This window comes from Roseovarius mucosus DSM 17069, assembly GCF_000768555.3.
Lineage (GTDB): Bacteria > Pseudomonadota > Alphaproteobacteria > Rhodobacterales > Rhodobacteraceae > Roseovarius > Roseovarius mucosus.
Map to the genome: position 1 here is coordinate 234,801 of NZ_KN293980.1, position 12,773 is coordinate 247,573.

General features: G+C 63.4%; 17 protein-coding genes. 11 read left to right on the plus strand and 6 right to left on the minus strand.

Annotated features, from left to right (window positions below; genetic code table 11):
* Window positions 1-24: 24 nt before the first annotated feature.
* From ROSMUC_RS12185 to sigJ, 4 genes are all read left to right on the plus strand, one after another.
* Complete coding sequence (locus ROSMUC_RS12185) at window positions 25-216, plus strand: DUF1674 domain-containing protein (protein WP_037273421.1); 192 nt, start codon at window positions 25-27, stop codon at window positions 214-216.
* 95 nt (window positions 217-311) lie between these two features.
* Window positions 312-695, plus strand: coding sequence for a hypothetical protein (locus ROSMUC_RS12190; protein WP_146005689.1), 384 nt, complete (start codon window positions 312-314; stop codon window positions 693-695).
* Complete coding sequence (locus tag ROSMUC_RS12195) at window positions 692-1,231, plus strand: hypothetical protein (protein ID WP_037273423.1); 540 nt, start codon at window positions 692-694, stop codon at window positions 1,229-1,231. The genes ROSMUC_RS12190 and ROSMUC_RS12195 overlap by 4 nt, the downstream gene beginning before the upstream one ends.
* Window positions 1,228-2,100: an RNA polymerase sigma factor SigJ gene (gene sigJ, locus ROSMUC_RS12200; protein ID WP_037273426.1), complete on the plus strand. Its 873-nt coding sequence runs from the start codon at window positions 1,228-1,230 to the stop codon at window positions 2,098-2,100. The genes ROSMUC_RS12195 and sigJ overlap by 4 nt, the downstream gene beginning before the upstream one ends.
* A 31-nt stretch (window positions 2,101-2,131) precedes the next feature.
* On the opposite strand, the gene ROSMUC_RS12205 is transcribed toward sigJ, so the two are convergent.
* A complete protein-coding gene (locus ROSMUC_RS12205; protein WP_037273429.1) occupies window positions 2,132-2,485 on the minus strand; it encodes a hypothetical protein in 354 nt (117 codons plus the stop codon).
* Window positions 2,486-2,541: 56 nt separating this feature from the next.
* The gene (dapB, locus tag ROSMUC_RS12210) at window positions 2,542-3,360 is read right to left on the minus strand and encodes a 4-hydroxy-tetrahydrodipicolinate reductase (protein WP_037273432.1); all 819 of its coding nucleotides are present in this window, start codon (window positions 3,358-3,360) and stop codon (window positions 2,542-2,544) included.
* A gap of 162 nt (window positions 3,361-3,522) precedes the next feature.
* Between dapB and rbfA the strand changes: the two genes are divergently transcribed.
* Genes rbfA through ROSMUC_RS12230 form a run of 4 tightly spaced genes read left to right on the plus strand, consistent with a single transcriptional unit; the run spans window position 3,523 to window position 6,171 of the window.
* Window positions 3,523-3,918 carry a 30S ribosome-binding factor RbfA gene (rbfA, locus tag ROSMUC_RS12215; protein ID WP_037273434.1) on the plus strand — a complete coding sequence of 132 codons (396 nt, stop codon included), beginning with the start codon at window positions 3,523-3,525 and terminating at the stop codon, window positions 3,916-3,918.
* Window positions 3,905-4,663, plus strand: coding sequence for a phosphodiester glycosidase family protein (locus ROSMUC_RS12220; RefSeq protein WP_037273437.1), 759 nt, complete (start codon window positions 3,905-3,907; stop codon window positions 4,661-4,663). The genes rbfA and ROSMUC_RS12220 overlap by 14 nt, the downstream gene beginning before the upstream one ends.
* Window positions 4,664-4,699: 36 nt before the next feature.
* Entirely contained in the window at window positions 4,700-5,605 is a 906-nt protein-coding gene (gene truB, locus ROSMUC_RS12225; RefSeq protein WP_037273440.1) for a tRNA pseudouridine(55) synthase TruB, read from the plus strand.
* Window positions 5,602-6,171 carry a DUF1643 domain-containing protein gene (locus ROSMUC_RS12230; RefSeq protein WP_037273443.1) on the plus strand — a complete coding sequence of 190 codons (570 nt, stop codon included), beginning with the start codon at window positions 5,602-5,604 and terminating at the stop codon, window positions 6,169-6,171. Before truB ends, ROSMUC_RS12230 begins: the two co-directional genes overlap by 4 nt.
* 72 nt (window positions 6,172-6,243) lie before the next feature.
* Here ROSMUC_RS12230 and ROSMUC_RS20860 read toward each other — a convergent pair whose 3' ends face one another.
* The 4 genes from ROSMUC_RS20860 to ROSMUC_RS12245 form a co-directional block, all read right to left on the minus strand.
* Window positions 6,244-6,432 carry a hypothetical protein gene (locus ROSMUC_RS20860; protein WP_146005690.1) on the minus strand — a complete coding sequence of 63 codons (189 nt, stop codon included), beginning with the start codon at window positions 6,430-6,432 and terminating at the stop codon, window positions 6,244-6,246.
* The gene (locus ROSMUC_RS12235) at window positions 6,410-7,381 is read right to left on the minus strand and encodes a hypothetical protein (RefSeq protein ID WP_037273446.1); all 972 of its coding nucleotides are present in this window, start codon (window positions 7,379-7,381) and stop codon (window positions 6,410-6,412) included. Before ROSMUC_RS12235 ends, ROSMUC_RS20860 begins: the two co-directional genes overlap by 23 nt.
* A 132-nt stretch (window positions 7,382-7,513) precedes the next feature.
* A complete protein-coding gene (locus ROSMUC_RS12240; RefSeq protein ID WP_245875171.1) occupies window positions 7,514-8,146 on the minus strand; it encodes an enoyl-CoA hydratase/isomerase family protein in 633 nt (210 codons plus the stop codon).
* Window positions 8,143-8,892 carry an SDR family oxidoreductase gene (locus tag ROSMUC_RS12245; protein ID WP_037273449.1) on the minus strand — a complete coding sequence of 250 codons (750 nt, stop codon included), beginning with the start codon at window positions 8,890-8,892 and terminating at the stop codon, window positions 8,143-8,145. Before ROSMUC_RS12245 ends, ROSMUC_RS12240 begins: the two co-directional genes overlap by 4 nt.
* A gap of 129 nt (window positions 8,893-9,021) precedes the next feature.
* Between ROSMUC_RS12245 and ROSMUC_RS12250 the strand changes: the two genes are divergently transcribed.
* The 3 genes from ROSMUC_RS12250 to ROSMUC_RS12260 all read left to right on the plus strand — a co-directional run bounded on the left by ROSMUC_RS12250 (window position 9,022) and on the right by ROSMUC_RS12260 (window position 12,772).
* A complete protein-coding gene (locus tag ROSMUC_RS12250) occupies window positions 9,022-10,542 on the plus strand; it encodes a DUF2125 domain-containing protein (protein ID WP_037274062.1) in 1,521 nt (506 codons plus the stop codon).
* Window positions 10,543-10,653: 111 nt separating this feature from the next.
* Window positions 10,654-12,006: a TldD/PmbA family protein gene (locus ROSMUC_RS12255; protein WP_425442805.1), complete on the plus strand. Its 1,353-nt coding sequence runs from the start codon at window positions 10,654-10,656 to the stop codon at window positions 12,004-12,006.
* Window positions 11,993-12,772: a 3'(2'),5'-bisphosphate nucleotidase CysQ gene (locus tag ROSMUC_RS12260; protein WP_037273453.1), complete on the plus strand. Its 780-nt coding sequence runs from the start codon at window positions 11,993-11,995 to the stop codon at window positions 12,770-12,772. Before ROSMUC_RS12255 ends, ROSMUC_RS12260 begins: the two co-directional genes overlap by 14 nt.
* Window position 12,773 lies beyond the last annotated feature (1 nt).

The following is a 12,773-nucleotide window of genomic DNA, read 5'->3' on the forward strand; positions in this document are numbered from 1 at the left end:
GGTCTTGCCAAGGAAAGCCCGACCATGACCGATGATGACAGCACCCCGATCCGCGATCTGCCCCCTGCTGCGCAACGGGCGTTGGCAGAGGCCGAGGCGCGGCGCAAGGCCGCCGATGCCCTGGACCTGCCCCGCGAATTGGGGGGGCGACGCGAGGGGCTGGAGCCCGTGCGCTATGGCGATTGGGAGAAAAAGGGTCTCGCCGTCGATTTCTGAACCGGGCTGGATATTCCCTGATCCACGCTCTTTTTCAACATCTCCTGTCACAACTCTGCCCTCCGTTTCGTCTTTACGGGACAAGGAGGTGCTAAATGACGCGATCTTTCATAGCTCTAGTGGCGGCGTGGTGCGCGGGTATCGGGCTTTGGCTCGTGATCTCACCTGGTGGATTTTTCGCCACCATTCCCGGCGTGGCCGAAAGCGGCCCGTTCAACATTCATTTTTTCCGCGACGTGGGTCTTGCCTTTGTCGCCTCTGCACTGGCGCTGGGTGCAGGGGCGATGATGCGCGATTGGCGGGTGGCGCTGGCGGGGGCCGGATTCCCACTGCTGCACGGCGGATTGCACCTTGCCGAGGCGGTCGATCACGGGCCGCATGGCGGGGCGGGCGAGCTGGTCGCCACTGTGCTGCCCGGGCTGATTGCGCTGACCGCCGCTTTGTGCCTAAGGATCAAGACACCGGAGGGCAGGTCATGATGCGCTGGCTACTGAACATCGGGTTTCGACGCTTTGCGCGGCTCAATGATTATGACACGACCTACCTTCAGGAGATGACCGATGCATGGCCCGGTGCAGGGCTGCGCTATCTTGTCCTGCCTGCGTTGAGCCGGTTGACCGGGCCCGATCCCGACATCTGGGCGGGCGCGATCCTCGCTTCGGTGTTGGACGGCGATTGCGGACCCTGCGCGCAGCTTGTGTGTAACGACGCGCTGGCAAAGGGGGTGGACCCCGCGTGTCTGGCCGCCTGCCTGAGGCGTGATTTCGCGGCGGCAGGGGCGGTGGGTCTTGGCTTTTGCTTTGCAGAGGCGGCAATCGAAGGGGCGGAGGATGCCGAGACATTGCGCGTCGAGATCGTTCGGCGGCACGGGGCGCGTGCGGCCATCGCCGCAGCGTTCGCCGCCGCCTCGGGGCGGGTCTATCCGGTGCTCAAGCGCGGGCTGGGGCATGGCGCGGCCTGCCATGCGATCAGGCTGGGTGAAAAGGACATCGCGGTTGTGAGGGCAGATCCATGACCGGTGACGCGCTGCATCTCTTCGAGGCCGAGCGCCCGCACCTGACGGCACTGGCCTACCGGATGCTGGGCGAGCGCGCGGCGGCCGAAGATGTGGTTCAGGACGCGTGGCTGCGCTGGTCCGCGCATGCGGCAACGGTTGAGGCGCCGCGCGCATGGCTGCGGCAGGTGACGACGCGATTGGCGGTGGACGCGCTGCGCCGCGCGCGGGCGCGGCGCGAGCATTACGTCGGCCCGTGGCTGCCCGAACCGATCATCGCCGAAGTGGACGAGGCCGATGGCGCGGCGCGGGTGGCGCTGGCCGAGGAGTGTCACCTTGCTCTTTTATGGGCGATGGAAAGGCTCAGCCCAGAGGACCGCGCGGCCTTCCTCCTGCGTCGGGTGTTTGATGCCGATTATGCCGAAATCGCTGCCGCGCTTGGTCGCAGTGAGACCGCCTGTCGTCAAATGGTGAGCCGCGCCGCCGCGCGCCTGAGAGAGGTGCGCCCGCGTTTCGCGCCTGACCAGGGCGCGGTTCGGGTGGCGCTCGACCGCTTCGCACAGGCGGCGATGGCACAGGATCACGCCACGGTCCTTGCCATGCTCGCGCCCGATGTCACAGCCATCAGCGATGGCGGCGGCAAGGCGCGCGCGGCGCTGCGGTCGCTCATGGGGGCGTCAGAGGTGGCGCAGGTGATCCTTGCGGTCGCGGCCAAGGCCGGTCCTGCGGTGCCGCGGTGGGTGCAGGCCAACGGCGCGCCTGCGCTTGCGATTCTCGATGGGGGAGCGGAGGATGTGCTTTATACGCTGACGCTGGACCCGTCGGGCAAGATCGACTGGATCTACATCATGCGCAATCCCGACAAGCTGTTGAACGTGGTGAGAGCTTGACGCGACGATTCTGGATTATGCATTCGCCGGCCTAGCGCAGGTAGAGATCCGCAAACTGTCCCGTGCCCTGATCCGAGATGAAGCGGATCGTGTCGCCATTCAGGCGCACCGCCTGACAGTTCGGGCCAAGGTCCATTTTGCCCCAAAAGAGATCTCGGCAGAAGTAATCGCCATTCCAGCGCCATGCGCCGGTGACGTCCCGGCCAAAGGCGCGGCCTTTGATCTGGCCATCAGAGGTCACGTTGAGGGTGATGCCAAAGCGGGTCAGGTCCCGCCCTTCGATCAGTGACACGAACCGGTCGCGTTTGGTTACGGGGGCAAAGCCCTCTGCCACGGCAGGGGCGGCCAGTCCGAGAAACAGCAGGGCAGCAGAAAGAACGCGCATCGGGACACCAGACCAAAAGTGGTTTGAACTGGATACGCGAGAGCGCCGGGATCGGATCAGTTTTCGCCGAGGCCCAGAACGTCGATCATGTCGTAGCTGCCCGGTTTGCGCCCCAATCCCCAGAGCGCGGCCTTGAGCGCCCCGCGCGCGAAAATGGCGCGGTCGGTGGCGATGTGGCGCAGCACGATCCGCTCGCCTGCCGCCGCAAAGATCACGTCATGTTCACCGACGATGTCACCGCCGCGAATGGCCGAAAATCCGATGTGCCCGCGCGTGCGTTTGCCAGTGATGCCGTCGCGGGCGCGGTCGCTGACGTGATCGAGCGCGACCCCGCGCCCCTCTGCCGCCGCTTCGCCCAGCATGAGTGCTGTGCCGGAGGGGGCATCGACCTTTTGATTGTGATGCGCCTCGATGATCTCGATGTCGAAATCCTCGTCCAAGGCGGCGGCCACGCGCTTGGTCAGTTGTGTCAGCAGATTGACACCAAGGCTCATGTTGCCTGCGCGCACGATGACAGCGTGGCGCGCTGCGGCGTCGAGATGTTTGAGGTCGTCCGTACCGAGCCCGGTGGTGCCGATCACATGCACGACCCGCGCCTGAGCGGCCAGAGTGGCGAATTCCCGCGTGGCCGCGGGGGAGGTGAAGTCGATCACCGCATGGGCGCGTGCGATCACCTCGAGCGGATCGTCGGTCACAGTCACACCCATCTCGGTCCCGCCCATGGCGCGGCCGACATCCTGACCGATCCATGCATGCCCAGGCCGCTCAAGCGCGCCGATGAGCGTCGCGCGCGAACTATCGGCAAGGGTGCGGATCAGCATCTGGCCCATGCGGCCAGATGCCCCGGTGATCACGATGCCCGGCAGGTCGGTCATTGGCGGCACTCCTGATGAGGGTTTCGCGCCTGCATAGCGCGCTGTGCTTTACGCGGCAAGGGCGCGGGCCGGGCCAGGGCGGCACAGGAGTATTCCGGCCCTGAAGAAGCCGGGTAGATTTCTGTGCTTGGAAATGCCGGTCCAAGCGATTAGATGCGGGGCATGGCAAAGAACAAGTTTCATGACGGGCCCGGCCCTTCGCAACGTCAGCTTCGCGTGGGCGAGTTGATCCGCCGGACGTTGTCCGAAGTTCTGATGCGGGGGGATATTCACGACCCCGAGCTCAACCGTATTTCCGTGACGGTGGGCGAGGTGCGCGCCTCGCCGGATCTCAAGATTGCGACCGCCTATGTGATGCCGTTGGGGGGCGAGGGGCAAGACGATCTGATCGCGCTCCTGGCGCGCAACAAGCACGAGTTGCGGCGGATCATCGGCAAGAAGGTGGGGCTGAAATACGCACCCGATCTGCGCTTTCGGCTGGATGAGACATTCGATCAGATGGATGAGACGCGACGCCTCTTTGACCAAGACACGGTGCGCCGGGATGTGGAAAGCTAGGCTCTGTATCTTGCTTGCGGTGGTGCTTGGCCCTGGGGCCGTGCAGGCAGCCGAGTGCCGTGGCGAACAGTTTGAGGGCGAAAGCTACACCGTGTGTGCCGTTGACATGGCGCGCGATGATCTGCGGCTTTTCCTCAACGATGCCGAGGCTGGGACGCCTTTGGGCAGTTTCGGCGCCATTGAGGACCAGATAAAGGCCGAGGGCAAAGCGCTGGTCTTTGCGATGAATGCGGGCATGTATCATGCGGATCGCAGCCCGGTCGGGCTGTATGTGGAGGCGGGCAAGGAGGTGCGTGGCCTTGTCACGCGCGACGGTCCGGGCAATTTCGGCCTCTTGCCCAACGGGGTGTTTTGCATCCGCAAGGGCCGCGCTGATGTGATCGAATCCCTGAGGTTTGAGCGGGAGAAGCCCGCGTGTCGTGATGCCAGCCAATCGGGGCCGATGTTGGTGATTGACGGCGCGCTGCATCCGCGGTTTCTGAAAGATAGCGACAGTCTCTATGTCCGCAACGGCGTGGGCACGTCCCAGGACGGACGGCGGGCGTTCTTCGTGATTTCGGACCGGGCGGTGAATTTCCATACGTTCGGGCGATTTTTCCGCGATCATCTGAAATTGAGTCAGGCGCTCTATTTCGACGGCAAGGTGTCGCGCCTCTATGCGCCCGCGCTTGGGCGCTCTGACATCGGCTTTCCTTTGGGGCCGATGGTGGGCGCGGTGATTGACGCGGGCACGGCAGTGGATTAGGCGCTGCTGCCTTGAACAACAGGCAAAGGGCCGGGCATGGCACGCAAACGCAAGGGGCGCGAGATTTCGGGATGGCTGGTGGTGGACAAGCCCGCTGGCATGACCTCGACCGCTGTGGTCAACAAGGTGAAATGGGCGTTGCAGGCGCAAAAGGCGGGCCATGCAGGCACGCTTGATCCCGAGGCGACGGGGGTGCTGGCCGTGGCGCTTGGCGAGGCGACCAAGACGGTGCCTTATATCACCGATGCGCTCAAGGCTTATACGTTTTGCGTGCGGCTGGGGCAGGCGACCAATACCGATGACACCGAGGGCGAGGTGATTGCCGAGAGCGAGCGCCGTCCGTCTGATGACGAGATCAAGGCAGTGCTTGGCAGCTTTGTGGGCGATGTGATGCAGGTGCCGCCCAAGTATTCCGCCGTCAAGATCGACGGGCAGCGGGCCTATAAATTGGCGCGCGACGGAGAAGAGTTCGAGGTCGCGGCGCGGCCTCTCTGGGTTGAGGAATTGCTGCTGGTGGACCGGCCCGATGCGGATCATGCGGTGTTGGAAATGACCTGTGGCAAGGGTGGGTATGTCCGCTCTGTGGCGCGCGATCTGGGCGAGAAGTTGGGCTGTTACGGGCATGTTGCCTGGTTGCGGCGGGTCTGGTCGGGGCCGTTCGAGGCCGAGGATGGCCTGAGCATCGAGGACATCGACCGGATGGCGCAGAGCCCGGAGTTGGAGGCGCATGTGCGCCCGCTCGAAGAAGGGCTGGCCGATTTGCCCATGGTCACGGCCACGCCCGAGGGGGCGACGCGTCTGCGCAATGGCAATCCCGGAATGGTCATCGCGACCGGCATTGAATACGGCGATGAATGCTGGGCTGCGATTGACGGCAAGGCGGTGGCCGTGGGCCGCTACAAGGCGGGGGAATTGCACCCCAGCCGGGTGTTCAACCAATGAACGGCGGCGCACCGGATCACCTGCATGATCCGGGCGGAAAGGTGCGCCTGCGCCTGCCTGACGGGGTGATAGGTGGGGCGGAATATTCGGACTGTGGGCGGTATCGGCAGGTTTTGAGCCGCGATTGGACGGCTGACGCACAGGCCCCGCGCCGGGTTCTTTTTGTGGGCATGAACCCGTCTGTGGCCAGTGCGGAGGTCTCCGATCCGACCTGTCATCGCGAGGTGATGTTCGCCAAGGATTGGGGGTATTCCTTTTATTTCAAGGGCAATATGCTGGATTGGCGGGCGACCTCGCCCAAGGATCTGCCGCGCGAGCCGGATGTGGCATGCAGTGCCGCGAACATCCCGGCGCTGGTGGCCATGGCGGAGCAATCAGAGCTTGTCGTGCTGGCCTATGGAAAGCTTCACGAGCGTTATCAAGGGGTTGTGAGGCGAGCGCTGCGCGAGATTGCGGCCACGAGCAAGCCGCTCATGTGTCTGGGGTTGAACAAGGACGGCTCGGCCAAGCATCCGCTCTACCTGCGCAAGGATACCCCGCTGATGGCATTCCCGATGCCGGTCTGAGCCAAGCGGACTGTACGGTTGTGCGGTCAAACCGTACAAACTCGCAGTTCAGCTCGCGCTCTTGCGTGAAGGTCAGGATAACTCATCTACCAAACCGGCAATAAGACGGTTTCTAAATCGGCCTGGAAACTGATCCTTGTCGTCCTGCAGATGCGAGCATTGCGGCGTTGTGCTATCGTGCGGCAGGCCGATTGAAATTTTCAATAAGAATTTTCCGGCAATATCTGGCAGACTGTGGTCAATCGCCAGCGGTACACACATTTTTTTCTTCGAGCGCGTTCCCTAAATAAGAAACACGGTAGAATGCGACGTGGCACCCGGACGGAGAAAACGCTATTGGAGGCTCTACACGTCCCTCGATCACTTGTCGCCAACTGGTGCTTTCATCTGCTTCCTGCACCAGTTCATACAAACCTCTTCTGGAAGACGGGATGGGGAAGCCCGAAATTTGGAAAAAAACCTTGCCGTTTACGGCATAAATATCTTCCTGCGTTACACATCCGCAGCCGCAGGAAAAACAGCTTAACGTGTCTTCGACAAACAAAAGATCTTCTTCTGGCAAGGCTACGACGTCTACTAAAATAAGGTCGCGATCCAACCACCACGCGGTTCTATGACAAGAGCCTTCTCCGTTTGGATATTCGCAGCCATTCTGAATGGCAAAGAACATCCCAGAGTGTTTGTCCCATACGACGAACGGCGCAGACCTATTGTCAGGAAACTTCAGCGGTAAGTTGATCAGCTTGGGCTTGGCTGCCTCAAACACTATTAGGCCGACTTTGCCGAGGTGGAGATAGGTTTTGAACGGAATTCCTTCCATCCGTGGAAAACCTCGGTTCATCCCGTGCCGTTTCCAATACTGGTAGGGGAACACCCTCATCTTGCTCCCATCAATGACACTGTATGTGTGATTGTCCTGCATAAAGAACTGTCCCGGCTCAATTGGCTCAGTGTCAAATTGCGGAACTTGGTGAGCCCATATTGGCATCTTCTTGTCAGTTGGACGTGTTGACCTATCTTCGATGTTCATGAGGCGAACATCGTCGTTCTGCGAATAAAGGTAGGTGTGTTCATCCAGCCAAATCAAAGGCGTTGCCTTTTCTTCCATAGCGATCGGCTTTTCGGGGATACATCTGGATGCCAAGCCTACCAAGGCGAACAGCAGGAATAATGGCACCAAAACTCGTCGACGCAGAAAAAATCTCGTCATCAAAAATCCTTACTCGTCAATTGGCCGACCCCAGAAAGAGATATCCAGTCATAGTATGATCCACAATTCGTCGCTGATTTGAACGTTATCATGCTGATCTGATTCTGGGATGATTGGGGCTTCGTTTACCGTTCAGTCTACCGCGCGGCACATCGCCTTGAGCGCCGCCGCGTGATCGGGCGACGCGACGAGGGCGTTGGCGGCCAGATCACGGGCCGATTGCATCAGGCTGTCACCGGGAACGACACGGTCGAACAGCCCCCAGTCGAGCGCCTCTTGGGTGCTGAGCCGTGCCCCGGCCAGCAGGATCATCTTGGCGCGGGCCGGGCCGATCAGGGCGGCAAGGCGGGCGGGGTCGCTGGGTTGGGGCAAAAAGCCCAGTTTCATCACCGGATAGAACGCGCCAGCGCCCTCGGCGGCGATGCGGATGTCACAGGCAAGCGCCATGCCTGTGGCCCCGCCCGCGACCGTTCCATTGAGCGCGGCGATACTGAGACCGGGCAGGGCGGCAATGGCGCCCGAGAGGCGTTCCCAGACCGGGCTGGTGGCGAGGCCGGCGCGTGCGGCGTCCAGATCGGCCCCGGCGGAAAACACTTTTCCTGCGCCGGTCAGCACGAACACGCGCGCCTCTTGGGCGGCCTCTGCGATGTCGGCGAGGTCGGACAGCATCGGCTCGGTCAGGGCATTGGCCTTGTCCGGGCGCTTGAGGGTCGCGATCCAGAGCCCGCCGTCGCGTTCGAGCGTGACCAGAGCATCCGCGCTCATATCAGGCCCACCCGGCGGCGGATCGCCTCGTCGCGCAGCGAGATTTCCTGTCCGGCGAACTCGGCGGCGTCGGGGCCGCACATCCAGAGGAGGGCGCGTGCGGGCCAATCGGCGGGGATATGGCTGGACCAGTCCAACTGGCTGACGGCATTGACGCCGCTGGCCTTGATCTCGCGCTGCATGTCGGTGGCCACCGTGCCGGGCGATAGGCCCATGACGCGGATCCCTGCGGGGGCGGCTTCGAGATCGGCGCAGCGGGTCAGCATCGCAGCCCCGGCCTTGGAGGTGCAATAGGCGCTCCAGCCTTCAAGCGGGTTATGGGCCGCGCCGGAGCTGACGGTCAGGATGGTGCCCGCGCCACGCGCGATCATGCCGGGCAGGGCGGCGCGCATGCCGTTGAACACACCCTTGAGGTTCACGTCGATGGCGCGCGCCCAATCATCGGGATCAGCCTCGGACAGGCTGGTGATGGGGTCGATCACGCCAGCGTTGTTGATCAGCACATCGAGATGCCCAAAGGCGGTGTGGCAGGCGGCAACGGTAGCCTCCATTTCCCAAAAGCGGCTGACATCGCAGGGAATGGCGATAGCTGCGGGGCCAATTTCACCAGCCAGTTCGGCAATTGCATCGCCATTGCGCGCCGCGAGTGCGACATTCGCCCCTGCGGTGGCGAAAACCCGCGCAGCGGCGGCGCCGATGCCTTTGCTGGCGCCCGTGATGAGAACGCATTTGCCCTGCATATCCATGGTATTCCCCTTTTTGAATGCCCTTGTCCTAACGCTGGGGTAGGCCAAGTTCCAGTCAGATCATCCCTTGACCAAGCGGCGGTGACAACCGAAGTTGTTGGCAACCCCGATTTAAAAAAGGTGCTCTTCATGTCTTATATCCGCACGATCGCCGCTTCGACTTCTGTGCTCTGCCTGTCGGCGACAGCCGGATTTGCCGATCTGACCGCCGCAGAGGTCTGGCAGGATTGGCAAAGCTATCTGGAAAGCAATGGCTATGCTGTCACCGCAGAGACTGCACAAGCAGGCGATACGCTGACGATCCGCGATCTCGCGATGCGGATGGAGGTGCCCGAAGAGGGTGGCACCGTCGAGGTCCGCATGGGAGAGATGCAACTTGTCGAACAAGGCGACGGATCGGTGGCCGTGATCCTGCCTGCTGTCATGCCGATTGCGATGGACCTCAAGGATGAGGCGGGCGAGCAGGTTGCGGTCACCATGCAGGTGGCGCAAACGGGCATGGAGATGGTCGTGACCGGCGATGCCAGTGCAATGACCTATGACTACACCGCGCAAGAGGTTGCGATGACGCTGGATGACGTCGTTGCCGGGGCGGAGACGGTCGAGATCGGGGTGGCCGAGGTCCGCATGGCCGACATGGCGGGACGGCATCAGAGCACGCTGGACGGCGCGACGCGCGCGGTCACGCAAGAGATGACCGCCGGTCCCGTGGCCTACGAGATTGATTTCACGGATCCCGAAGAAGGTGGGCGCGCCCGGATCAACGGCACGTTGGCACGGCTCAGCATGACCGGGAATGGCGATATGGTCGATGGCGTGGACACCAGCGACATGGCTGCCGCGCTGCGCGCAGGTTTTCGGGTGGACAGTGAGATCGCCTATGAAGAGGGCAACACGTCCTACCGGCTGACAAACGGCGACGAGGATATCGAAGGCACCCAAAGCTCGACATCGGGCACGCTGCAGGTGAGCATGGGGCCGGATGGTTTGCGCTATGGCGGCGAGGGGCGCGACGTGAGCGTTGCCCTGGCGGGAAGCGGTTTGCCATTTCCGGTTACGGCCGGGATGGCGCGGATGGGATTCAATTTTGCGATGCCTGTTGTCAAAAGCGACGCGGCACAGGACTTTGCCTTGGCGCTCGAGTTCGGGGGATTCACCATGGCCGATACGATCTGGGCGATGTTCGATCCGGGCGCGCAATTGCCGCGTGATCCGGCGACGATCAGCATTGATCTCTCCGGCAAGGGGCGGCTCTTTTACGACCTGCTGGACCCCGCGCAGATGGCCAAGCTGGAAGAGGGGGACGAGGTCCCCGGCGAGGTGGAAAGCCTCGTGCTCAATGACCTGACGGTTGATCTGGCGGGGGCCAAGCTGACCGGGGCGGGGGCGTTTACCTTTGATCAGACGGACCTGACCAGCTTTGACGGGGTGCCGGCCCCGGAGGGCGCGATTGATCTGCGGCTGGTGGGGGGCAATGGCCTCTTGGACAAGCTCATTGGCATGGGCTTTGTGGCCGAAGATAAGGCGATGATGGTGCGGATGATGGCGGGTATGTTCGCGCGCACTGGCACCGGCGAGGACGAGTTGACCTCGCGCATCGAAGTGACCGAGGAGGGTCAGGTTCTGGCCAATGGGCAGCGTCTGAAGTAACGCGGAAATACAAGGCAGGAGAGGGTCACGGGCGCAGGCGCGTGGCCTTTTGCTTAGGCGCGGGCTTGCGCGTGAGGGGGTGGCGGTCTACCTCAGGGCGGCAACAAGGAGATGCCGATGGCGAAAGCGCTCGATGAATTGACCCATGCGCTGATTGACGCGGCCCTGAAGGCCGGGGCCGAGGCGGCGGATGCCATTGCCTTGCGCGGGCAGTCGATCACAATCGACATGCGCGGCGGTGCGCTGGAACAGGCAGAGCGTGCCGAGGGGGTGGACATCGGTCTGCGCGTGCTGATCGGTGGGCGGCAGGCGAATGTGTCGGCCTCGGATACCGGGGCTGCGACGATTGCGGCCTTGGCCGAGCGGGCCGTGGCGATGGCGCGGGAGGCGCCGGTTGATCCCTACGCCGGGCTGGCCGAGGCGGGGCAATTGGCGAGGGATTGGGATGTGGCAGCGCTGGAGCTGTGCGATGCGGCACCTGAGCCTGCCCCCGATGGCTTGGCTCGCATGGCGCAAGAGGCGGAGGCGGCGGCCTTGGCGGTGTCCGGTGTGACCCAAGTGCAATCGGCGACGGCGGGCTATAGCCAAAGGGCCGTGCATATCGCGGCGAGCAACGGGTTCTCGGGCGGTTATGCGCGCAGCGAAACAGGGGTTTCCTGCGTGGCAATCGCCGGATCGGGCACCGGGATGGAGCGCGACTATGATGGCGACAGCCGGATTTTCGCCAGCGATTTGCGGGATGCGTCGGACATCGGGCAAAGGGCCGGTCTGCGCGCAGTGGAACGTCTGGGCGCGCGCCGTCCGCGCACCGGGGCCTATCCGGTGCTGTTTGACGAGCGCATTTCCGGCTCCTTGATCGGGCATCTGCTGGCGGCGGCCAATGGGGCGTCGGTGGCGCGGGGATCGTCCTGGCTGCGGGAACGGTTGGGCGAGCAGGTGCTGCCCGAGGCGCTCTCGGTTCTGGAGGACCCGCACCGTCCGCGTGTGAGCGGATCGCGCCCGTTCGATGCCGAGGGGCTGCCGACCGCCAAGCGGGCGATTGTGCAGGATGGCGTGCTGATGGGCTGGACGCTCGATCTGGCCACGGCGCGCAAGCTGGAGATGCAGAGCACGGCCAATGCCACGCGCGGCACGTCTTCTGCGCCCTCGCCGGGGACGTGGAATATCGCACTCACGCAAGGCACGCAGAGCCGCGAGGATCTGATCCGCGAGATGGGCACGGGCCTGTTGGTCACGTCGATGATCGGCTCCACCATCAATCCCAACACCGGCGACTATTCGCGGGGGGCGGCGGGCTTCTGGGTTGAAAATGGCGAGATCAAATGGCCGGTCAATGAATGCACCATCGCCGGCAGCCTGCCCGAGATGTTGCGCCAGATGGTCCCGGCCAATGATGCACGGCTGCATGTGGGCCGGGTGGTGCCATCGCTGCTGATCGAGGGGTTGACGCTTGCCGGGGAATGATCTGGCACTCTTGATCGAGGCGGCGCATGAGGCGGGCCGGATTGCGACCGCCTTTGTGGGTGGGCCGCTCGACATGCAGGACAAACCGGGTGGTGCCGGGCCGGTGACGGCGGCGGATCTGGCGGTCAATGCGATGCTGGTAGAGCAATTGCGCGCGGCGCGGCCTGACTATGGATGGCTGTCGGAAGAGACTGAGGATAACGCGGCACGGCTAGGGGCCGAGCGGGTGTTCATTGTCGATCCCATCGACGGCACCCGCAGTTTCATCGAAGGCAATCACGACTGGGCGCATTCTCTGGCGGTGGTGGAGCGTGGCGTAGTCATTGCCGCGGCGATTTACTTGCCGATGCGCGACAAGCTCTACGCTGCCGCAGCAGGGCATGGGGCCACGCTGAACGGGGTGCCCATCCGGGCCACGGCGCGGGCAGATCTGGTGGGCGCGTCGATATTGGCGTCCAAGCCCAATTACGCGGCCGAGAATTGGCGAGGGGGCCAAGTGCCCGAGATGGCGCGCGCCTTTCGCCCGTCGCTGGCCTATCGCCTGAGCCTTGTTGCGGAGGGGCGTTATGACGCGATGATGACGCTGCGCCCATCCTGGGAATGGGACATTGCGGCGGGCGATCTGATCCTGCGCGAGGCGGGGGCGGTCACATCGGACCGCCGCGCCGTGCCGCTCCGGTTCAACAATCCGGTGCCGATGGTCGATGGCGTGCTGGCGGCAAACCCGCTGTTGCATGGGGCGCTGCACGCCGCCTTGGCCGCATGAT